The organism is Photobacterium halotolerans DSM 18316, from assembly GCF_000425165.1.
Lineage (GTDB): Bacteria > Pseudomonadota > Gammaproteobacteria > Enterobacterales > Vibrionaceae > Photobacterium > Photobacterium halotolerans.
On the sequence record NZ_KE384320.1, the window covers coordinates 28,833 to 51,931 of the forward strand.

Annotated in this window: 19 protein-coding genes; 10 read left to right on the plus strand and 9 right to left on the minus strand. The window is 51.8% G+C overall.

Going from position 1 to position 23,099, the window contains the following annotated elements:
• Positions 1–455: 455 nt before the first annotated feature.
• Entirely contained in the window at positions 456–1,373 is a 918-nt protein-coding gene (locus tag H511_RS23410; protein ID WP_155804882.1) for a hypothetical protein, read from the plus strand.
• 129 nt (positions 1,374–1,502) lie between these two features.
• On the opposite strand, the gene serS is transcribed toward H511_RS23410, so the two are convergent.
• The 5 genes from serS to lrp form a co-directional block, all read right to left on the minus strand.
• On the minus strand, positions 1,503–2,795 hold the full coding sequence (gene serS, locus H511_RS0113400) for a serine--tRNA ligase (protein ID WP_027252757.1): 1,293 nt from the start codon (positions 2,793–2,795) through the stop codon (positions 1,503–1,505).
• A gap of 124 nt (positions 2,796–2,919) precedes the next feature.
• On the minus strand, positions 2,920–4,257 hold the full coding sequence (locus H511_RS0113405) for a replication-associated recombination protein A (protein ID WP_027252758.1): 1,338 nt from the start codon (positions 4,255–4,257) through the stop codon (positions 2,920–2,922).
• 70 nt (positions 4,258–4,327) lie between these two features.
• Positions 4,328–4,924, minus strand: a complete 597-nt coding sequence (lolA, locus tag H511_RS0113410) for an outer membrane lipoprotein periplasmic chaperone LolA (protein WP_027252759.1) — start codon at positions 4,922–4,924, stop codon at positions 4,328–4,330.
• A gap of 33 nt (positions 4,925–4,957) precedes the next feature.
• The gene (locus tag H511_RS0113415; RefSeq protein ID WP_027252760.1) at positions 4,958–7,939 is read right to left on the minus strand and encodes a DNA translocase FtsK; all 2,982 of its coding nucleotides are present in this window, start codon (positions 7,937–7,939) and stop codon (positions 4,958–4,960) included.
• A 447-nt stretch (positions 7,940–8,386) separates the two neighbouring features.
• A complete protein-coding gene (gene lrp / locus H511_RS0113420) occupies positions 8,387–8,881 on the minus strand; it encodes a leucine-responsive transcriptional regulator Lrp (protein ID WP_027252761.1) in 495 nt (164 codons plus the stop codon).
• Positions 8,882–9,037: 156 nt separating this feature from the next.
• Between lrp and ald the strand changes: the two genes are divergently transcribed.
• The 4 genes from ald (at position 9,038) to cydC (ending at position 14,869) form a co-directional block, all read left to right on the plus strand.
• The gene (gene ald, locus H511_RS0113425; RefSeq protein WP_027252762.1) at positions 9,038–10,159 is read left to right on the plus strand and encodes an alanine dehydrogenase; all 1,122 of its coding nucleotides are present in this window, start codon (positions 9,038–9,040) and stop codon (positions 10,157–10,159) included.
• 165 nt (positions 10,160–10,324) lie between these two features.
• Positions 10,325–11,284, plus strand: coding sequence for a thioredoxin-disulfide reductase (gene trxB / locus H511_RS0113430; RefSeq protein ID WP_027252763.1), 960 nt, complete (start codon positions 10,325–10,327; stop codon positions 11,282–11,284).
• 98 nt (positions 11,285–11,382) lie between these two features.
• On the plus strand, positions 11,383–13,155 hold the full coding sequence (gene cydD, locus H511_RS0113435; protein WP_027252764.1) for a heme ABC transporter permease/ATP-binding protein CydD: 1,773 nt from the start codon (positions 11,383–11,385) through the stop codon (positions 13,153–13,155).
• The gene (gene cydC, locus H511_RS0113440; protein WP_027252765.1) at positions 13,148–14,869 is read left to right on the plus strand and encodes a heme ABC transporter ATP-binding protein/permease CydC; all 1,722 of its coding nucleotides are present in this window, start codon (positions 13,148–13,150) and stop codon (positions 14,867–14,869) included. The genes cydD and cydC overlap by 8 nt, the downstream gene beginning before the upstream one ends.
• Before the next feature lie 81 nt (positions 14,870–14,950).
• On the opposite strand, the gene H511_RS0113445 is transcribed toward cydC, so the two are convergent.
• Complete coding sequence (locus H511_RS0113445) at positions 14,951–15,415, minus strand: outer membrane lipoprotein (protein WP_027252766.1); 465 nt, start codon at positions 15,413–15,415, stop codon at positions 14,951–14,953.
• 30 nt (positions 15,416–15,445) lie between these two features.
• Between H511_RS0113445 and aat the strand changes: the two genes are divergently transcribed.
• The 3 genes from aat to infA all read left to right on the plus strand — a co-directional run bounded on the left by aat (position 15,446) and on the right by infA (position 17,239).
• Complete coding sequence (gene aat, locus H511_RS0113450) at positions 15,446–16,147, plus strand: leucyl/phenylalanyl-tRNA--protein transferase (RefSeq protein WP_027252767.1); 702 nt, start codon at positions 15,446–15,448, stop codon at positions 16,145–16,147.
• Between the two features lie 9 nt (positions 16,148–16,156).
• Entirely contained in the window at positions 16,157–16,846 is a 690-nt protein-coding gene (locus H511_RS0113455; protein WP_027252768.1) for an arginyltransferase, read from the plus strand.
• Positions 16,847–17,020: 174 nt separating this feature from the next.
• The gene (gene infA, locus H511_RS0113465; RefSeq protein WP_027252769.1) at positions 17,021–17,239 is read left to right on the plus strand and encodes a translation initiation factor IF-1; all 219 of its coding nucleotides are present in this window, start codon (positions 17,021–17,023) and stop codon (positions 17,237–17,239) included.
• Positions 17,240–17,374: 135 nt separating this feature from the next.
• On the opposite strand, the gene clpA is transcribed toward infA, so the two are convergent.
• Complete coding sequence (clpA, locus tag H511_RS0113470) at positions 17,375–19,639, minus strand: ATP-dependent Clp protease ATP-binding subunit ClpA (protein WP_027252770.1); 2,265 nt, start codon at positions 19,637–19,639, stop codon at positions 17,375–17,377.
• A gap of 46 nt (positions 19,640–19,685) precedes the next feature.
• Entirely contained in the window at positions 19,686–20,006 is a 321-nt protein-coding gene (clpS, locus tag H511_RS0113475) for an ATP-dependent Clp protease adapter ClpS (RefSeq protein WP_027252771.1), read from the minus strand.
• 226 nt (positions 20,007–20,232) lie between these two features.
• On the opposite strand from clpS, the gene cspD reads away from it, so the two are divergent.
• Entirely contained in the window at positions 20,233–20,457 is a 225-nt protein-coding gene (gene cspD, locus H511_RS0113480; RefSeq protein ID WP_027252772.1) for a cold shock domain-containing protein CspD, read from the plus strand.
• Positions 20,458–20,837: 380 nt separating this feature from the next.
• Here cspD and icd read toward each other — a convergent pair whose 3' ends face one another.
• Positions 20,838–22,088, minus strand: a complete 1,251-nt coding sequence (gene icd / locus H511_RS0113485; RefSeq protein WP_027252773.1) for an NADP-dependent isocitrate dehydrogenase — start codon at positions 22,086–22,088, stop codon at positions 20,838–20,840.
• Positions 22,089–22,230: 142 nt separating this feature from the next.
• On the opposite strand from icd, the gene H511_RS0113490 reads away from it, so the two are divergent.
• Positions 22,231–22,887, plus strand: a complete 657-nt coding sequence (locus H511_RS0113490; RefSeq protein ID WP_036759744.1) for a pseudouridine synthase — start codon at positions 22,231–22,233, stop codon at positions 22,885–22,887.
• The last annotated feature ends 212 nt before the right edge of the window (positions 22,888–23,099 follow it).

Here is a 23,099-nt window from a genome sequence, read left to right on the forward strand (position 1 = left end):
ACCATCTGACTCTGTTTACCGCCTATGGCGGTGGCGTGAGATATCAATAAAAGGCCAGCCACTCAGTGTGCTGGCCTTTTTACTCTTTTCAACTCTTGTCTGCGCTTTACATCGCTCCGGAGCGAAACCCAGCATGCGACGCAACTGTGCTGACATCCTTCATCCGGCCCGGATTAGCTTGACTGCTCTCGCACCTTTGCTTGCCGCTTCATTTGCACCCTCGCTTGCACCAAAATCATCATTACGCACCAAACTGGTGCACTGAACCGATTGAACATGAAAAAATAAACCTTATTTATCATAAAGATACAGTTATAGATTCACACATCAATCCAGAACAAATCTGGCTCGCTTTTTGCGTTATGGCTAGGTCGTTAAGAAACTGCAACCCAGGCTTAAGCAAGCTGACTCAGAAACAGAATCAAAACGTCAAAGAGGATCAACAAAGTTTATTCATGCCATTCACTGGCATTCAGGGGGTCGATATGTGGATTATTCTCGGTTTAACACTGACTGTGCTGGCACTCACGGCTTGGTATTTCTACAACAAACAGCAACAGGCACAGACGGAAGCACACTTCGATCAGATCCTTGGCCTTCGGCAGCTTATCCAGCTGCTGCGCCAGCACAGGCGCCTGTCCCATAGCCATCTTATGAAAAGTCGTGGCGAAACCCTGCCGGTTTTCCCCGAGCAGAATGCCATCCTGAGTCTGAGTCACACTCTGCTCAGTCAGGCCGGGCTTGAACAAAAACCCATGTACCGGATTCTGACTCAGCATTTGCAGCAGTTAAGCACTGAGTGGCCGCAGTATTCTATGTCACGTAATCAGGCCAATCATGGCAAAAACATTCGCCATGTTATGTATCTGATTGATGACCACTTAACCACCAGCCTGCTCATTGCAGACAAAAGCACTCTGTTCGAGCAGTATCAGCAGTTCTGGCCGGTCACACTCAATGCGTTGGATACCCTGGCCCAGTTCCGCTCAACGGTGGCGGTGTTTCGTCCGGGTAACAACAAGCAGGAAATTTTACTGCGCAGACATCTGCATTTGCTGCAACGCCGGTTGGGACAAATGAACCTGATGCTCAAAATACCCGGGCCGTCATTAATGGCCGATCAGCTTGAGAATGACCTGACCACTTTGTTGCAGTCGGCCAGTGCAAGCAAAGCATGCCGACTGGCACTGTATAAGTTCTCACTCAGCTTGTCGGATAACATTTTCTATCTGTTTGATGCCAAGTTAACCGAGATTGCCCATGCGCTGGCGATAGAAGATTTCCCGCTGGATATCAGCACCAGTCTGCTGCCCCTGCTGGAACAGGCTGAATCTGAAACTGCCGGTCAAACCGAACTCAAGCTTCAGACCTGATAACGATGCACTCGCGTCTGACGGCGGTTTTATCCCGCGGCCAAAGCAGGTCGCGGTCAAGGTAGATAACAGGACATAAAAAAAACCCAGCGCAGGCTGGGTTTTTTCATTTTACTGTCATCGCAAATATTAGCCGATATGGGTCAGACCGCCCATGTACTGACGCAGCACTTCAGGGATCTCAATGCGACCATCAGCCTGCTGGTAGTTTTCCAGCACCGCGACCATGGTGCGGCCAACGGCCAGACCCGAACCGTTCAGAGTGTGCACCAGCTCAGGCTTCTTCTCGCCTTTACGGCGGAAACGTGCCTGCATCCGGCGTGCCTGGAAATCGCCCACGTTGGAACAAGATGAGATCTCACGGTAAGTATTCTGCGCCGGCAGCCAGACTTCCAGATCGTACGTCTTCATCGCGCCAAAGCCCATATCACCAGTACACAGAATCACTTTACGATAAGGCAGTTCCAGCAGTTGCAGCACTTTCTCTGCCTGACCGGTCAGCTCTTCCAGCGCCGCCATGGAATCTTCCGGACGGGTGATCTGAACCAGTTCCACTTTATCGAACTGGTGCATACGGATCAGGCCGCGGGTATCACGACCATAAGAACCTGCTTCAGAGCGGAAGCAAGGCGTATGCGCCGTCATCTTGATTGGCAGTTCAGCTTCGTCAACTATGGTATCGCGAACCATATTGGTCAGCGGCACTTCCGCGGTCGGGATCAGCGACATACCCACACCTTCTTCGGTCGCAGGCTTGGTATTGAACAGATCTTCGCCGAATTTCGGCAGCTGGCCCGTACCGTACAGGCTGTCTTGATTGACCAGGTAAGGGACATACATTTCGGTGTAGCCATGCTCCTGGGTGTGGAGATCGAGCATGAACTGCGCCAATGCACGGTGCAGGCGGGCAAACTGGCCTTTCATCACGATGAAACGGGAGCCTGAGAGTTTTACTGCGCTGGCAAAGTCCAGACCATCAGCCATCTCGCCCAGATCAACGTGATCTTTCACTTCAAAATCGTAAGTCTTGGGCTCGCCCCAGCGTGAAATTTCGACGTTCTCGTCTTCGTCTTTTCCGATTGGCGCCGATTCGTCCGCAATGTTGGGAATAGACAGTTCAATATCGCTGAGCTGAGACTGAATTTCAGCCAGCGCTTTTTTCGCCTCATCCAGCTCAGAGCCCAGGCCGGCAACTTCTGCCATGACTTTATCGGCTTCTTCGTGCTCGCCCTTGCCTTTCAGCTGACCAATTAACTTCGAGCGGGAATTACGCAAGGACTGCAGTTCTTCCGTTTTCACCTGAATGGACTTACGTTGCTCTTCCAGGGAACGAAGGGTTTCTACATCAAGGGTAAACCCACGGTGCGCTAATTTTTCTGCTGTCGCGTCCAGCTCAGTTCGAAGAAGTTTTGAATCTAGCATGCTAATCCTGTGCTCGTCATAGAATGTTGCACAAAATTTAACCCGTTCGCGGGTTAAATAAGTTGAAATCTGAATACGTTAGCATCACTAACGCAAGTTGATAAACGATACCCAAAAAGCCTGATTATTGATAGCGTTTCTGCGGGCTTTTTGCATCCAAGGAAGCCAGATATTCCAGCTTCTCAGCAATTTTACTCTCTAAACCACGCTCAGAAGGCTGATAGTACTTCCTGCTCTGCAGCTCAGGGGGCAGATAGCACTCCCCTGCCGCATAAGCGCCAGGTTCATCATGGGCATACCTGTACTCCGCACCGTAACCCAGATCTTTCATCAGTGTGGTTGGCGCATTTCTCAGGTGCGGAGGGACTTCGTAGTCGGGCAGATTGGCCGCATCCGCTTTTGCCTGATTAAATGCAGTGTAGACCGCATTACTTTTGGGTGCAGAAGCGAGATAGACAATGGCTTGCGCGATCGCCCTTTCGCCTTCATAGGCGCCCACCCGGGTGAAACAATCCCAGGCCGCAATCGCAACCTGCATGCCGCGCGGGTCGGCATTGCCGACATCTTCAGACGCTATGGCCAGTAACCGGCGGGCGACATAGAGAGGATCGCAACCAGCCTGCAGCATGCGGGCATACCAGTATAAGGCGCCATCCGGACTGGAGCCGCGGATTGACTTGTGGACTGCGGAAATCATGTCGTACCAGAGATCGCCTTTGTTATCAAACCGGGTGATCTTCTCACCGGCGACTTCAGCCAGCAGCGCTAAGGTGATGACTTTACTGCCCTGATGTGCCTCTGCCATATCCGCCAGCAGCTCCAGGTAGTTCAGCGCCATACGCGCATCGCCATTAACCAGTGCCGCCAGGCTTTCTTTCACATCCGGGGCAAAGGTCAGGCTGTCGTCCCTGATGCCGCGTTCTGCGTCATCCATCGCCTGATTGATGACTGTCAGAATGTCGTCTGTCGTCAGGGATTTGAGCTTATAAACCCGGGCGCGGGATAACAGAGCATTATTGAGCTCGAAAGACGGATTTTCAGTGGTCGCACCGATGAATGTCACTGTGCCATCTTCAATATGCGGCAAGAACGCATCCTGCTGGCTTTTATTGAAACGGTGCACCTCATCGACAAACAAAATGGTACGCCGGCCGGCATGCTGGTTCTGACGCGCTTTCTCTATGGCGGCACGAATCTCTTTCACGCCCGAGGTCACCGCCGACACACGCTCCACTTCAGCATTGGCATAGTGGGCCGCAACTTCCGCCAGGGTCGTTTTACCGGTGCCGGGCGGCCCCCAGAGAATCATGGAGTGAAGATGCCCGGCTTCCAGCGCTCTTCGTAACGGCTTGCCCTGACCGAGTATATGCTGCTGGCCAATGTACTCTTCTACCGTACGCGGACGCATGCGCGCAGCCAGAGGGCGAAAATCCGAGGAAAAATTTAGGCTGAGGTTATCCACGCTGACCATCCATTACTGAAAAAGGCGGTATCTCTACCGCCTGAATAAGACTTTCTCGTTTTTAACGCAATCAGCGCTTATCGTCCAGCTCTACGCCCGAAGGTGGCGTGAAACGGTATTGCTTACTGTCTTGCTTGCCACGAGCAAACTGGGCAAAGCGAAACTGGCTGAGCTGGCCGTCCTGCTCTTCCACGGAAAACCCGCGAACCTGGCCATCCCGGCCGACTGTGACCACAAACTTCCCGGTCACTGCAGCGCTGTCTTTCGGCGTCAGGGTAAACGTATCCGCCGTCTGGGCTACATTGTATTTCGCCCAATCCTGATTCTGGTTGCGAATCAATAAAACAAAAGGCGTCTGCGCGGTGGCATCGTCCAGTTTCATCGCCGTCACCTGCTCCACCATAGGCGTGTAGTACCAGAGGGTGCGACCGTCAGACACCAGCAGATTTTCATCCGGCGTGTCGGCATGCCATCTGAACAGATTCGGGCGCTGAACCGAGACATTACCCTGCCCCTCAACCAGCAAATCCCCTTCAGGGCTGGTGACCTTCTGAGTGAATGTGGCGCTGAAGGCATCGACTTTATTCAGGCGCTGGCTCAGCTCCTGCTGGGCACTGGCAAAGGCCAGTGCAGGCAAAAGTGCAGCGGCCAGAACAAGGCCCTGAATGGTTTTGGTTATTTGCTGATTTTTCATCATACATCAATCTCCTGCCGGAGCCGGTGCCAGCACTTCGCGGTTACCATTATGGCCCGGAGGGCTGACAATACCGTGTGCTTCCAGCTGTTCTACAATACGGGCGGCGCGGTTATAGCCAATTTTGAATCGGCGCTGTACGCCAGAAACCGATCCGCGACGACTCTCTGCCACGAAGGCAGCGACCTGGTCAAAGAGCTGATCAAGATCATCCTCACCACCGGATGAGGTTTCCCCCGGCAACATGGCTTCCGAACCCTGATCAGAGTTCAGAATTCCGTCGATATACTGAGGTTTACCCCTGGCTTTCCAGTCGTTCACCACATTATGGACATCATCATCGGATGCAAAGGCACCGTGAACACGTATGGTGTGGCTCTGGCCTGCCGGCAGGTACAGCATGTCGCCCATACCCAGCAGCGATTCTGCCCCGCCCTGATCCAGAATAGTCCGTGAATCTGTCTTGGTTGAAACGGTAAACGCCATACGGCTTGGAATATTGGCCTTGATCAGACCGGTAATCACATCCACCGACGGACGCTGAGTCGCCAGCACCAGGTGAATACCTGAGGCTCGCGCTTTCTGCGCCAGACGAGCGATCAGCTCTTCCACTTTCTTGCCGACCACCATCATGAGATCGGCAAACTCATCCACTATGACCACAATACTTGGCATTTTCTCCAGCAGCGGTGGATGTTCGTCCATACTATCGCCGGGTTTCCACAGCGGATCGTGAATAGGATGCCCGGCGGCAGCGGCTTCTTTCAGCTTGGCATTGTAACCGGCCAGGTTTCGCACCCCTACCGCGGCCATCAGCTTGTAGCGGCGTTCCATTTCCCCCACACACCAGCGAAGCGCGTTCCCGGCATCTTTCATATCAGTCACGACTTCGGTCAGCAGATGCGGAATGCCCTCGTAAATAGACAACTCCAGCATTTTCGGGTCGATCATGATGAAGCGGCAATCCTCTGGCTTACATTTGTACAGCAAGCTGAGGATCATCACGTTGACCCCCACAGATTTACCAGAGCCTGTGGTACCGGCCACCAGTAAGTGAGGCATTTTACTCAAATCAGCGGCAACCGCCTCACCGGCAATGTCATAGCCCAGCACGATAGGAAGCGGGCCGCGCATGTTCATAAAGCGCTCGCTGCCCAGCACTTCAGACATATAAACCGTTTCGCGGTTCTCGTTCGGCAATTCCAGACCGATATAAGGCTTGCCGGGGATCACTTCCACCACGCGCACCGCATAGGCAGACAAGGCACGGGCCAGATCTTTCGCCAGCCCTGAGATACGACTCACTTTGACACCGGGTGCCAGATCCAGCTCATAGCGGGTGATCACCGGGCCAGGATAAATCCCGACTACCTTGGCTTTAATTTTGTAATCCGCCAGCTTGGATTCCACCAAACGGGCGGTATTCTTTAATTCTTCTTCACTGGTTGGCTGTACATTTTGCGTCGGCGGCTGCAGGAGATCCAAAGTCGGCATCGGCGAGGTCGGTTTAGGCAAATCGACGTCTTTTTTCACCAGGAACGGATTATCCAGTCCTGCTGCATAAGCCTGTTGCTGTTGTGCCTGCTGCGCTTCGCGAATCTTGCGCTGGAAAGCGTCTTGATCAGATTCTTCGTCATCAACCTCATCGGCCTCACCCTCAGCTTCTGAGGTTATGCCAGCACGTTCCAGCTCGGACAGGCCATCGTGGACACCAATCTCAATATCCGCCTCCGGCATGGATTCATCTTGCCAGGGCATATCGTCATCAGGTTCAGCAACCGCGTACTCCTGCTCTGGCGCAGATTGGTACTCAGACATCAGCGGCTCTTCCGCGACCAGGGACAGATCGCCGATAACGGGTTCATCCACCCTGTTTTGAGCGGGCTGGTCCTGACTAGGCTGATCATAACTCGGCAGGTCTTGACTGGCAGTAATCGTGTCGGCCTGGGCGTCATCCGACTCGGCGGCATAGACGCTGTAATCATCATTTTCAGCCAGCTGGGACTGCAAGTCCGCAATCGTCACACCGGCGATATCGGGATTGGATCCCAGCGGCTGACTGGCTGAGGCAGCAGCGGGCTTGCTGCGCTCTGGCATCACAATGGCAGGTTCTGACTGTACAGCCGCGTGTACCGGAGGCGGCTTAACCTCAGGGCGAGCCTGGTTGATCATGTCGTATGTATCAGCAGCCGAATCCGAAACCTGTGTGCCGGCCAGCGGTGTTGGGGTATAGGCAATACGTTCTGAACGACGCAGTAATACGTCATCCTCGTCAATGTCTGTCTCGTTCGGATTGTGCGCCAGCCGGGCGGCGTAAGCCGTCTGGCTTTCGTCGGGAATATCAGCAGCAAAAGGCGTCAGTGTCTGCGGTTGTTCGCCGCGGATTCTGTTGAGCAGCCAGCCCAGCATCCCTAAGGTGGTCTCACCGATGCCGTCCACCACGCGCAGCCAGGAAATACCGGTCAGCAGGGTAAACCCCACCGCCCATAAAAACATCAGAACCAGCGTCGTGCCAAGCAGGCTAAACAGCGGCAGAGTCAGATTGACGACCACATCGCCGATAACACCGCCGGAGGAAAAGTACCAGATATCATCAAAGTTCAGATCGGCAAGACCACAACTGGTCAGAAACAGTAACAGCAAGCCTAACAGACGGGTGCCGTATATCATGTAGTCCGCCGCTTCCCGTTCGCCGCGGCGACGGAACATCACCCAGGTCACCCCTAACATAACAATCGGTAAAGGGTACGCCAGCGAGCCAAAGGTGAAAAAGGCGGTGTCGGCCACCATGGCACCGAATGCGCCGGCTTTATTCTGCACCGTACCCTGCCAGGCCGTTTGCGACCAGGACGGATCGGCCGGGTTAAAACTGACCAGGGCAACCATGAGATACACAGCGGCAAGAATACCGATGATCAAAAAACTTTCCAGCAGGCGCTGTCCGCCTGACAGGCGTATAGGCTGAGTTTTGCCTCTAACTTTCCTCAAAAACTCTCTCCGGTCTTGCTAATACTGGCTGTAAGCCGGGGGTAATCAACGTCCTGTGGGTGACCCAGCTGAATTTGCGTTTAATATATCACCCAGGCTGCTTTAAGAGCCTTGGGCATTGTGGCTTATTTTATACCACTTAACAGGCAATGTTACCTGCCTGAGAAAATGTGGGAGCAAAGTAGGAAAATGATGTGAACAGCACAGAATACACGTCCGTTGATACTTTCACTCACTTTGCGCGCTCCCGCTGCACGCTTGGCCTCACCAAACAAGCTGTAATTGTAGTGGGTTGATAACACAAATAATTCATCCCAATGTCAAATAGATGATGGGATGCTGACTTTTTCAGCAATTGAGACAAAAAACGGTATGACTGCCACAAAAACGAAACAAGCGGCGCAAGGCCGCTTGGTATTGTTTGAAATCAGACTGGCTTCGGGCCAATTAACGCGTTTTGATAACCAGGTTATTGGTCTGTTTCACTTCTTCCATTACAACATATGTACGAGTGTCGTTTACACCCGGTAAGCGCAGCAGGGTTTCACCCAGCAGCTTACGGTATGCAGACATATCCGATACACGTGTTTTTAACAGATAGTCGAAATCGCCCGACACCAGATGGCACTCCTGAATATCTTCCAGCTCCTGAACCGAACGGTTAAATTGCTCAAAGACATCGGGTGCACCACGATTAAGGGTAATTTCAACGAAAACGAGCAGAGAGGCATCCAGATATTGCGGGTTCAGCAGCGCAGTATAGCCGCTGATGTACCCCTGGCGCTCCAGGCGACGTACACGCTCCAGACAAGGAGTTGGAGACAATCCAACGCGTTTTGACAACTCAACGTTTGAAATTCGTCCGTCCTTCTGAAGTTCGTTCAGAATGTTGCGGTCGATGCGATCCAACTCCTTGGAGGGTTTCTTTTTGGTATCTACCATTTTTTATTCCACCTATTTACTTCCTTGCAAAAAAATATACTACATCTACTAGTTATTTAGTATCAAATACTCTTTTAGTCAAACTATACTGCCATTAGCTCTGTCATTTCAACCTTGTCCATAGCTAACCCTGCTACATAGATCAAGGAGCACAGCATGATCATCGGTGTGCCTAAAGAAATCAAAGACCACGAATACCGGGTGGGCCTTGTAACCAGCAGCGTCAGAGAGCTGGTTTCGCTGGGTCATCAGGTACTGATTGAAACCCAGGCCGGAGCAGGTATAGGGTTGTCCGATGCAGATTATCAATCTGCCGGAGCAACGATTCTTTCGACTGCTTCAGAAGTTTTTACCAGATCAGAGCTAATTATTAAAGTAAAAGAACCCCAGACCGTCGAAAGAGCCATGCTTCGCGAAGGGCAAATTCTATTCACTTATCTGCATCTGGCCCCTGATTATGAGCAAACAAAGGAGCTGATTCAGAGCAAATCTATTTGTATTGCTTATGAAACGGTAAAAGACAACAAAGGCAGGCTTCCTTTACTGGCTCCCATGTCGGAAGTGGCAGGCAGGATGTCCGTTCAGGCCGCTGCGCAAACACTGGAAAATTCCCGCGGCGGCAGAGGTTTACTGCTCAGCGGCGTACCCGGCGTAGAACCGGCTAAAGTCCTTATTTTAGGCGGGGGCGTTGTGGGTTCCAATGCCGCCCGTCTGGCCGTGGGGATGCGGGCTGATGTTACTGTGCTGGATCGTAACCTGGATACGTTACGGGCGCTGGACTGCGAGTTTCAGGGCAAAGTGAAGCTGCTTTACTCTACGGATGACCTGATTGACCGTCTGGTGCCGGATACCGATGTGATTATCGGCGCGGTGCTGATCCCTGGTGCGGCCGCCCCTAAACTCATCACGGCCGATCACGTTAAAGCTATGAAGCACGGTTCATGCCTTGTTGATGTGGCGATTGATCAGGGCGGCTGTTTTGAAACCTCACATCCGACCACGCATACCAATCCAACCTACATTGTGGACAATGTCGTGCACTACTGTGTCGCTAATATGCCCGGCGCGGTGGCGCGCACTTCGGCTTTTGCGCTCAACAATGCCACGCTGCCGTATATCATTAATCTGGCCGGGAACGGCTATAAGCAGGCGTTACTGGGGGATCCCGGATTTCTGGCCGGCTTGAATGTCATACACGGCAAAGTGACCTGCCGCGAAGTCGCTGAAGCCTTTAACCTTCACTATACCGACCCGACGGTTGCCCTGAGTATGCACTAAAGGGCACCGGTTGTGTTTCGCTGCCCCCTAGCGCTGAAAACCTGGTTTCCGGCGCTTTTTCTTTGAGTTTGCGGCACAGCTATGGTCTGCTCTTTCCTTACGCCTGCATTTTCCCTACAATCGATGCCTTATTGATAAGTGACGCTGACTAAGTCTGGAGAAACAATGAGTAACGCAAAACACAGTAAACTACTCATCCTAGGTTCTGGCCCCGCCGGTTATACGGCAGCAGTTTACGCGGCCCGTGCCAATCTCAATCCAGTCATGATTACTGGCATGCAGCAAGGCGGCCAGCTTACCACGACGACAGAAGTTGAAAACTGGCCTGGCGACGCGGAAGGACTGACAGGTCCGGCACTGATGGACCGCATGAAAGAGCATGCTGAAAAATTCAATACTGAGATCATTTTCGATCACATCAACGAAACCGATTTCAGCCAGCGTCCTTTCCATCTGAAAGGCGATAACGGTGAATACACCTGCGACGCATTGATCATCGCAACCGGCGCGTCCGCAAAATATATCGGTCTGGAATCTGAACAAACTTTCCAGGGCCGCGGTGTCTCGGCCTGTGCCACCTGTGACGGATTTTTCTATCGTAACCAGAAAGTTGCTGTGGTCGGCGGCGGCAATACCGCTGTAGAAGAAGCCCTGTACCTGGCCAACATTGCGTCTGAGGTGCACCTGATCCACAGACGTGACACCTTCCGCGCCGAGAAAATTCTTATCGATCGCCTGATGGACAAAGTCCATAACGGCAATATCGTCCTGCACACAGATCGCACCCTGGAAGAAGTACTGGGTGATGACATGGGCGTGACAGGTGTACGCCTGAAAGCAACCCAGTCTGATACAACCGAAGATCTGGACGTGATGGGCGTGTTCATTGCTATCGGCCACCAGCCGAACACCGGCATCTTTACCGGTCAGCTGGCAATGGAAAATGGCTATATCAAAGTTCAGTCCGGCCTGGAAGGCAATGCAACACAAACCAGCGTTGCTGGTGTATTTGCCGCCGGCGATGTCATGGATCACGTCTACCGCCAGGCTATCACTTCTGCCGGCACAGGTTGCATGGCCGCGCTGGATGCGGAACGCTACCTTGACGCGTTAAACAGCAAGTAAAAACTGAAACGACGGCCACGGCAATCGACCGCGGCCTTTTTTGCCTTCCCCCTTTGGGAAACCAGAATTTGACCAACCATACAGCGCTACTTTAAAAAATGGATAAACAATTACAGCGCGAATTGACCAAATGGTTAAAATCGCAAAGCAAGCTTGCCAAACCCTGGCTCATGCTGAGTGTCGGCATGGGATTCCTGTCGGGTCTTCTCCTGGTTGCCCAGGCCGGACTGCTCGCCTACATTTTGCAGCAACTGATCATTGAACACACTGACAAGTACCAGCTGATCCCGCATTTTGTTGGTCTGATTGCTGTGGTTGCATTGCGTGCCGCCTGCAGCTGGGGCCGGGAAGTGGCAGGATACCGGTGCGGTGAGCATATCCGCCTGCATATCCGTCAGCTGATCATTCAACGGCTGCATCAGCTTGGCCCGGCGTTTATCAAAGGTCGTCCTGCCGGTTCCTGGGCCAGCCTGATTCTGGAACAGGTTGAAGAAATGCAGGATTTCTTTGCCCGCTATATCCCTCAGATGGCGCTGTCTGTCCTTATCCCGGTAGTCATTCTGGTGGCGGTATTTCCGTTTAACTGGGCGGCCGGTCTGATTTTCCTGATCACTGCGCCGTTAGTGCCCTTGTTCATGGCGCTGGTCGGTATGGGGGCTGCCGATGCAAGCCGACGCAACTTCACAGCCATGCAGCGCCTGTCCGGCCACTTTTATGACCGCCTGCAGGGTCTGGCAACCCTGCGACTGTTCAACCGAGCAGACGCCGAAGCCGAAAACCTGCATGAGGCCGCCGACACACTGCGCAAAGGCACCATGGAAGTGCTGCGCATGGCCTTTCTGTCATCCGCGGTGCTGGAATTTTTCACGGCCATTTCCATCGCGCTGGTTGCGGTCTATTTTGGTTTTTCCTTCATTGGCGAGCTGGATTTCGGCCATTATGGCCTGCCGATCACTTTGTTCACCGGTTTCTTTATTCTGCTGCTGGCGCCTGAGTTCTATCAGCCGCTGCGAGATCTGGGCACCTATTACCACGCCAAAGCGCAAGCCATTGGCGCCGCAGAATCCATAGTGACTTTCCTCAATACCCAGGCTGACGACATGAGTCAGGGTGAGCAGCCGCTGCCCTCTCCCGAGACCATCCGCATCAGTCTGAGCGACGTCAAAGTGCTCAGCCCGCAAGGACAGGTTCTGGCAGGCCCGCTGAGTTTTGATATTGATGCGAAACAACAAGTGGCTCTGGTTGGCCCCAGCGGTGCCGGTAAAACCAGCCTGTTAAATGCCCTGCTGGGTTTCCTGCCCTATGAAGGCAGCATCAAAGTGAATGGTACAGAGCTGCGCGATATCGACCCGGCCCAGTGGCGCCAGGCTATCAGCTGGGTGGGCCAGAACCCGCTGCTAATCCATGGCAGCATTCGCGATAACATTATGCTGGGTAATCCAAACGCCACTGACGAGCATGTCCGGCAAGTGGCGGACAATGCCTTTGCCAGTGAGTTTATCCGGCATCTGGAACGGGGCTTGGATCACCCGGTCGGTGATCGCTCAGCCGGTCTGTCCGTGGGTCAGGCACAGCGACTGGCCGTCGCCCGCGCCCTACTTCAGAACGGCAGTTTCTGGCTTTTAGATGAACCCACCGCCAGCCTGGACGCTAACAGCGAACACCTGGTGCAACAGAGCCTTAACCAGGCCACCCAAGGCCAGACCACCCTGATGATCAGCCACCGTCTCGACCAGCTGACCAGTATGGATAAGGTGCTGGTGCTGGAAAACGGCCAGATTGTTCAACAAGGCCATTTCAGCCAGATAAGCCGCGAAGGCTTATTAGCAGACATGTTGTCACACACAGATAAGAGGGATCTCGATGCGTGATTTAATCCCTTACATTAAACTCTACCGTCGTCATTGGTTTGGCCTGACTCTGGGTATGTTGCTGGGACTGGCGACCCTGCTTGCTGCCATGAGCCTGCTGACACTGTCTGGCTGGTTCCTTGCCGCCTCCGCCGTTGCGGGTATGACGATTGCCCGCGAAACCTTCAACTACATGTTACCTGCATCGGGTGTGCGTGGTTTTTCCATCGCCCGCACCGCTGGCCGCTGGGGTGAACGTGTTGTCAGCCACAATGCGACTTTTAAGCTGCTGGCCGATCTGCGCATTTTCTTCTTCCGTAAGCTCATTCCGCTGATTCCCGGCCGTCAGACCAATCTGCGCGACGCCGATTTGCTAAACCGCCTGGTTGCTGATGTGGATGCCATGGATCACGTATACCTGCGGCTGATCAGCCCCTTAGTGATTGGGGTGATTGGTATCCTGGCGATCAGTGGCTTTCTGGCCTGGTTTGACCCCGCGCTTGGCCTGGTACTTGGTTGCCTGCTGTTTACCCTGATGCTTTCTCTGCCGGTTATTTTTTATAAACTGGGCAAGAAACACGGTGAAACACTGACGATGGCAAAAGCCGGATTCAGAATACGTCTGCTCGACTGGTTACAAGGCCAGGCTGAGCTCTTACTGTTTAACGCAGAGCCCGCGTACAGGGAGCGGACACTCAGTGAGCAGAATCAGCTGCTGCTGGCACAGCGCCGTATGGCCAGCCTGACAGGAATGGCAAATGCGATGTTACTGCTGGCCACCGGATGGTCTCTGGTACTCATGCTGTGGTTAGCGGCTGACGGTGTGGGGGGCAGTACGCCTGATCCTATGATTGCGCTGGCGGCTTTTGCCACTATGGCCAGCTTTGAGCTGATGATGCCGGTTGCCGGGGCTTTCCAGTATCTGGGGCAAACGCTCTCCTCGGCCAGACGCCTGAATGAAATTATTCATGCCACGCCCGACACACAGTTTGATCCTCAGGGTCATCAAGCCAGCGTCAGGGGCGAGATAAAGATCCAAGACGTCAGCTTTAGCTACTTTGGCAGTGAACAATCCGTGCTCAACCACGTCACTCTTGAGCTCAAAGCCGGTGAAAAACTGGCCCTGCTTGGGCGCACGGGCTGTGGTAAATCAACCCTGCTGCAATTGCTGACCCGTAACTGGGATCCGCAGCAGGGCGAGATCACACTGGATGGCACGCCGCTTTGTCAATGGCAGGAAGCGGCACTGCGTGATGCTGTCAGTGTAGTCAGCCAGCGTGTCGATATCTTTAACGGCACAGTGCGCGATAACCTGCAATTAGCCAAACCGGGTGCCACCGACAGCGAGCTGACAGCCGTACTGACCAAAGTCGGACTGGAGAAACTGCTGGACGGTAATGGCCTGAATACCTGGCTGGGTGACGGGGGCCGGCAAATTTCCGGGGGCGAACGCCGGCGTATGGGAATCGCCCGTGCGCTTTTGCATGATGCCCCCATTTTACTGCTTGATGAACCGACCGAAGGGCTGGACCGCCGGACTGAACAACAGATCCTGTCTTTGCTGTTCGAGCACATGCCGGATAAAACAGTGGTCTTCATCACCCACCGTCTGGTCGGGCTGGAGCAAATGGATCAGATTTGTCTAATGGATCAGGGCGACATCATAGAACGTGGCAATCACGCTTCCCTGATGGCCCTGAACGGGCGCTACACTGAACTCTGGCGTCGGGTTTAACTCATGCAACAGAAAGGCGCTGGAGTGATTCCAGCGCCTTTTTCTCGTTCTGGCTCACTCGTTCTGGCTTACTTGTTCTGGCTATGGATAAGTGCGGTCAACTCTGACCCCTTCGTCAAAATAGAGAATCCGGACGTTATCACCTGACTGAAACAGCATATTCGGATCAATATCCTGAATCACATCCACCAGCTTACCGTCATCGGTTTTTATCAGTAATTCCACCAGTTTGTACTGCCGGATTGACTGGCCAATATGCTGATTTTGATAGGCAACGCCGGCGCCCGCCAAGGCGCCAACCGTGGTCGCCACCTCACGGCCATGTCCTCCTCCGAACTGATTACCGATCAAGCCACCCACCACTGCCCCCAATAAAGTCTGCCAGCCGTTATGTTCGGAGTTGACCACTTGCTGCTGAGTAATATAACGTACCGTTTCCAGTTGACCGAAAACAACCTGATTGACCGGGCGCGCCTGATTGCGATTATAAGGCGCGGCTTGCGACACGCATGTAAACAGCAAAACGAACCATAACCACTTTCTCATACTGATATTCTCCACCTACATTGTATTTATATGGCTATATATTTGCCTGAGCTCGACTCAGTCGACTTACAGTTTCCCCATCCGAGCACGGCGCTTGATGATCCCAATGGCCTGTTGGCATTTGGTGGTGATCTCAGTGCCCAGCGACTTATTCATGCTTACCGGCAAGGCATCTTCCCCTGGTACGCGGAAGGTGAGCCCCTGTTATGGTGGAGCCCGTCTCCCAGAGCGATTATCCTGCCAGAGATTTTTCAGCCAAGTAAGAGTCTGAGAAAGTTTTACCGCAAATCAGGCTATCAGGTCACTCTAAACCATGCCTGTCATCAGGTCATAGAGAAATGCGCTTACAGCCGCGGGGTTGATGCCACCTGGATCACTTCCGCCATGATTAAAGCGTATCAGCACTTACATAACCAGGGTCACTGCCATTCCGTTGAAGTCTGGCATGACGGCCAGCTTGTTGGCGGCTTATATGGCATTAGCGTGGGTACCGTCTTTTGCGGTGAATCCATGTTTTCGCTCGCCGACAATGCCTCCAAGATTGCCTTCTGGCATTTCTGCCGGCATTTCAGCGCACATAACGGCAGCCTTATTGACTGTCAGATTATGAACTCGCACCTCGCCTCTCTGGGCGCGCAAGATGTCCCTCGTGACGCATTTTTGCAAACCTTAGGACAACAGAGATGCGCCATACTTAAATCAGATTGTTATTCGCCCCAGGTCATTGCGTAGCAGGTTATCATGAGTCTTCCCACTATACGTTTAGGCTTTACTCCGGAAATCAGTTGCAGTTATTTGCCTGAGCAAAAAGAGCAACTTGGCGTGGTTGTTGATCATCGCTGGCTAACGACTTCTGGCTACGGCGCTCTGCTTGGCTGCGGATATCGTCGCAGCGGTCAGGCCATTTATAAACCTATGTGCGACCAGTGCCAGGCCTGTACTCCCCTTCGCGTTGACTGTACCAACTTCACTCCCAGCAAAAGCCAGAAAAGGCAGTTAAAACAGCTCAATGGCTTTCGGGCGGAATTCAAAAGCCAGCTTGATGATGGCTGGTTCCCTCTCTATGAGCAATATATCCGGGAAAGACATGCGCACGGGGCCATGTATCCGGCCAGCAGACAGCAGTTTTTTGAGTTTTGCCAGGCAAACTGGATGGAAACCCGTTTTCTGCACCTCTATCAGGATCAGCAATTGCTGGCTGTTGCCGTCACCGATTTTTTTGACCAGGCACTGAGCGCCGTCTATACCTTCTTCGAGCCAAACTACCCGTTATCGCTGGGAACCCTCTGCGTACTGAAGCAAATCCAGTACTGCCGGGATACCGGGCGACGCTGGCTCTACCCCGGTTATCAGATTGATGACTGCCCTGCGATGAACTATAAAACCCGCTTCAGGCCTTACCAAAAGCTGATTCAGGGCCAATGGCAATAAGATTATTATTTATCCCCCCCGCCTCTGCCTCATTAAAAGGAACGAAGTTTGCAACAAAAGCTGACAAAGGGCAGCAGCAAGGGTAAAATTGCGGGCCTGAACTTTACACTTAAACAGTTTCAAGGCATTATCCGGCCCAATCAGATGCAAGGCACGGTAGCCTAAGAGGATTCAATGGCAAAAGAAGACGTAATCGAAATGCAAGGTACTGTACTGGATACACTACCTAATACTATGTTCCGCGTTGAGCTGGAAAACGGTCACGTAGTGACTGCACACATCTCTGGCAAAATGCGCAAAAACTACATCCGTATCCTGACCGGCGACAAGGTGACAGTTGAGCTGACTCCTTACGATCTGTCTAAAGGCCGCATCGTCTTCCGTTCGCGCTAATTTGCGCCGGGCTGGTGAACATCAGACGGGCCCAGCTGCGAAGCACACCATACTATCGCCTTCATAAGCTAAGGCAAAAAAAACGGGACTTTCAGGTCCCGTTTTTATTAGTTATCACTGGCAGATACCGACGCTTTAATGTGCGGGTTCCATTTCACTGCTGAAGCGGAAATCCAGTGTACCGTCATCTTTTAAGGTTACACGCACCGAACCACCGTTGACCAGCGAGCCGAACAGCAACTCATTCGCCATAGGTTTTTTCAGGTTTTCCTGAATGACCCGGGCCATTGGCCGGGCACCCATAGACTTGTCATAGCCTTTATTGGCCAGCCACTCACGTGCTTCATTTGAAACTTCCATTGAGACGCCACGGGCATCCAGCTGGGCCTGCAGCTCAACAATGAATTTATCAACAACCTGATTGATAACTTCTTTTTCCAGGTGATTGAACCAAATAATGTTATCCAGACGGTTACGGAATTCAGGCGCAAAGACCCGCTTGATTTCCGACATCGCATCATGGCTGTGATCCTGCTGAACAAGCCCGATGGATTTACGTACCGTCTCCTGAACACCGGCATTGGTTGTCATCACCAAAATCACGTTGCGGAAATCCGCTTTACGTCCGTTATTATCGGTCAGGGTCCCGTTATCCATTACCTGCAGCAGCAGATTAAAGACATCCGGGTGCGCTTTCTCTATTTCATCCAGCAGCACGACAGAATGCGGATGCTTAATGACGGCATCGGTCAGCAAACCACCCTGATCAAAGCCAACATAACCCGGAGGCGCACCGATCAAACGGCTGACAGTATGGCGTTCCATATACTCGGACATATCAAACCTCAGCAGTTCGATGCCCAGCATTTTGGCCAATTGTACCGTCACCTCGGTTTTACCTACCCCTGTCGGACCGGCAAACAGAAATGAACCCACGGGTTTATTATCAGCCCCTAACCCGGCACGGCTGAGTTTGATGACTTCGGTCAGCGCTTCTATCGCTTTATCCTGACCAAAGACCAGCATCTTGAGCTTATTGTCCAGATTCAGCAGGACTTCTTTGTCGCTTGAAGAAACCGATTTTTCAGGGATCCGGGCAATACGCGCAATCATGGCTTCAATGTCGCTGACATTGATGGTTTTCTTACGCTTACTGACAGGTGCCAGACGGCAACGCGCACCGGCTTCATCAATGACATCAATCGCCTTATCAGGTAAATGACGCTCATTGATATATTTAGCAGAAAGCTCAACTGCCGCCCGAATGGCTTTATTGGTGTACCTGACTTCATGGTGAGCTTCGTATTTCGTTTTCAGCCCCATGAGGATTTTCGTGGTATCGTCCAGAGAAGGTTCAACAATATCAATTTTTTGGAATCGGCGAGCCAGCGCTCTCTCTTTCTCAAAAATATTGCTGTATTCCTGATAGGTGGTTGACCCCATACAGCGGATTTTACCGCTGCTCAGCAAAGGCTTGATCAGATTAGCCGCATCAACCTGGCCACCGGAAGCCGCTCCCGCACCTATGATGGTATGAATTTCATCAATGAACAGGACGGCTTTTTCTTCTTTCTCGAGCTGCTTCAAAATCGCTTTAAAGCGTTTCTCAAAGTCGCCACGATATTTAGTGCCGGCCAACAGTGAGCCGATATCCAGCGAGTAGATAACACAATCTTTAATAATGTCGGGGACCTGACCTTCAACGATACGCCAGGCAAGGCCTTCCGCGATAGCCGTCTTACCCACCCCGGCCTCACCGACCAGCAAAGGATTATTTTTACGACGACGGCACAGCACCTGAACAGTACGTTCAAGCTCGTATTCACGGCCGATCAAAGGATCGATAGCACCGGCCCGGGCCAGTTGATTCAGGTTGGTGGCAAAGTTTTCCAGACGATCTTCACCGCCTTCTGCACGAGGATCATCTGGGCTGACCTCTGACTGGTTCAAATCATCACTGTCACTGTCTTTTACTGTGCCATGAGAAATGAAATTCACCACATCAAGACGGCTGATATCACTTTTCTTAAGCAGATAGGCCGCGTGCGATTCCTGTTCACTGAAAATAGCCACCAGCACATTGGCACCGGTCACTTCACTGCGACCCGATGACTGCACATGGAAAACCGCGCGCTGTAATACGCGCTGAAAGCTCAGCGTTGGCTGGGTTTCCCTGCTTTCGTCATCGGCTGGGATTAATGGCGTGGTTTGTTCAATGAAGGCATCCAGTTCTTTCCGAAGGGTGTCCAGATTAGCACGGCACGCTAATAGGGCTTCCTGAGCAGCAGGATTCTCCAGTAGCGCCAACAGCAGATGCTCAACCGTCATAAACTCATGGCGTTTTTCCCTTGCCCGCGCGAAGGCACCATTGAGACTGGTTTCAAGTTCTTTATTTAGCATAAGGCACCTCCCCTAAATACCACTTGATTTGGCGTGCCGGAAAAAGTCAGGCTTTTTCCATGGTACACAGTAGCGGATGTTCATGCTCTCTTGCATACATCATGACTTGAGCCACTTTGGTTTCAGCGACTTCGGCAGTAAAAATGCCGCACACTGCCTTCCCCTCATAATGCACAGCCAGCATCAACTGTGTTGCTCTCTCCAAATCCATGGAGAAGAACTTCTGTAACACTTCTATCACAAAATCCATCGGTGTGTAATCATCATTATTTAAAATCACTTTATACATCGATGGCGGCTTAACCTGAGTGTCCTCCTTATCAAGTATGTCTGACTCAGGGCTAATCCTTTCGCTTAACTTACTCATAATCTCATCTTAGTCATTTGTTCAATCGGTTGCTAGATTGCGACGGACAAAAAAGATTTCATCCAAATGTTACAAGTCTTGCTTGACTGTCTAAGTCTTTTTACTAAAGTGTACCTTGTAGTAGATACTATCTGCATCAAAATAGCATTTATATTCAAGTCATGTTAAAACAGTACTGATAAATAAATGCTACATGGAAATTGAATGCAAAGAGGGATGTAAAAGCATGGCAACAGGTACAGTTAAATGGTTCAACAACGCAAAAGGCTTCGGTTTCATTTGTCCTGAAAACGGTGAAGGCGATATCTTTGCACACTATTCAACTATCCAGATGGAAGGATATCGAACGCTGAAAGCAGGTCAACAAGTTAACTACACCGTTCAAACTGGCCCGAAAGGCTATCACGCCAGTGAAATCGTCCCCATCGATGTTGAAAGCGCCAGTAAATAAATGTAGCTGACACATTTACATCACTTTATCCAGGTGGGCGATTGCTCACCTTTAGTTTCGCCTCTCCCTCACTGACAACCTGCTCTTCAAGCATTTCATCTCCGATTTTGGCTTTTCATCACCACGTAATTGACAATTAAATGAATAAATAGTGAATAAATCAAAATAAAACAAGTAATTAACAAATTAGTTAACAACTGGCCATTCACGCCGCGTTTTCTTATCGTTTCGACCAAGCGCTTGTAAGCTAATTATGACCGATCTAATAGAAGCAACACAATGCCAGGGGCCTGCTTTTCTCAGGCCATAAGATAAATAACCGAGTAAAAACAAAAAGGCCCAGCCGAAGCCGAGCCTTTTCTCAAAGCGATTAAACTGACTTACATTTGTTCAATCATATCGCCAGCGAACTCTGAACACTTACGCAGTGTTGCGCCGTCCATCAGACGTTCAAAGTCGTAAGTCACAGTCTTGTTGCGGATTGCCGCTTCCATAGACTTGATGATCAGGTCAGCAGCTTCCGTCCAGCCCAGGTGACGCAGCATCATTTCAGCAGACAGAATCAGCGAACCCGGGTTCACTTTATCCTGGCCTGCATACTTAGGTGCAGTACCGTGAGTGGCTTCAAACAGCGCAACACCGTCACCGATGTTGGCACCAGGTGCGATACCGATACCACCTACCTGAGCAGCCAGGGCATCAGAAATGTAGTCACCGTTCAGGTTCATAGTTGCAATCACATCATACTCAGCCGGACGCAGCAGGATCTGTTGCAGGAACGCGTCGGCAATGCTGTCTTTGATGATGATTTCTTTACCTGTGTTAGGGTTTTTCAGTGTCATCCATGGGCCGCCATCCAGCAGCTCAGCACCGAATTCTTTCGCTACTTCGTAACCCCAGTCTTTAAAGGCACCTTCAGTAAACTTCATGATGTTGCCTTTATGAACCAGCGTCAGTGAATCACGGTCATTGTCGATGGTGTACTGCACTGCTGCACGTACCAGGCGCTTAGTACCTTCTTCAGATACTGGCTTGATGCCGATGCCGCAGTTTTTAGAGAAGCGGATCTTAGTCGCGCCCATCTCGTCTTGCAGGAACTTGATAACTTTATCTGCTTCAGCTGTACCTGCTTTGAACTCGATACCCGCATAGATATCTTCAGAGTTTTCACGGTAGATAACCATGTCAGTCAGTTCAGGTTGTTTCAGCGGGCTTGGTACGCCTTCAAAATAACGAACCGGGCGAGCACAGATATACAGATCCAGCTCTTGACGCAGTGCAACGTTCAGAGAACGAATGCCGCCGCCAACAGGTGTAGTCAGTGGACCTTTAATTGCAACTTTGTATTCACGAATAAAATCAAGCGTTTCTTGAGGAAGCCAAGCATCTTCACCGTAAATCTGAGTCGATTTTTCACCGGTGTAGATCTCCATCCAGGAAATTTTACGATCGCCGCCGTAGGCTTTCTGAACTGCCGCATCAACCACTTTGATCATTGCAGGGCTTACATCAACGCCAATACCATCACCTTCAATAAAAGGAATGATCGGGTTGTTAGGAACGACCAGCTTACCATTGGCATCAAGGGCAATTTTCTGACCTTCTGCTGGTACAACTACTTTACTATCCATTAAATTCTCCTAGCGTCCGTTTGTTATCTTTTTGTAAGATGCGGGGGAATCATACTTGAAAATTCACCAGCACGCCATGGGTGGTTTTTTACGTTATAATGGTGCGCTCACAAAATACTTATCCCCTTTACTTTGTATCGCCATGAAAACTCAACGTACCCGACGCACCACCCGGAACGACGATCGTAACCCGTCCCGTCAGCCTGGCACCAGGCCGCGAAAATCACGCACTGCCGCTCAGCCAGGCCGTCATCGCGGTCCGCAGAAAATTATTCTTTTTAACAAGCCATTCAATGTGTTGACGCAATTTAGCGGAGAGCCGGGAGACAAAACGCTCGCAGACTACATCCCGGTCAAAGATGTCTATGCCGCAGGGCGTTTGGACAAAGACAGCGAGGGCCTGCTGGTGCTGACCAATGACGGTATCCTGCAAGCGCGTCTGACACAGCCCAGCTCCAAGCAGCCCAAAACCTACTGGGTGCAGGTCGAGGGCATTCCGGATGACGAGCAGCTCAAAGCATTACGCACAGGCGTTACATTAAAAGACGGCATGACATTGCCGGCTGATGTCACCGTCATTGATGCGCCTGCGGTTTGGGACAGACATCCGCCAATTCGGGAGCGTAAAAATATCCCGACCACCTGGCTCAGCATTACCTTAAGAGAAGGGCGAAACCGGCAAGTGCGCCGCATGACGGCCCACATCGGTCACCCCACTCTCAGATTGATCCGTTACCAGATGGCAGACTGGACAGTCGATGGTCTGGCTCCCGGTGAATGGCGGGAAGTCTCGCTCTGACGATGGATGGCTGGCTGGCCGGGAGGCTCCAGCGGCGCGTTAATTTTGCTAAAACACTACACATTAGCGGAGAGTTACACTATCATTGCCGACCAATAGCAAACGATTGCGTTAGTGGTAATTAACGAGTAATCGCGCAGGCTGACAGCCAAATTTGCCGATGAAAGATGAATAAAGTGTGAAGCGGTTCTCGATCTGTTTCAGTTCGCAGC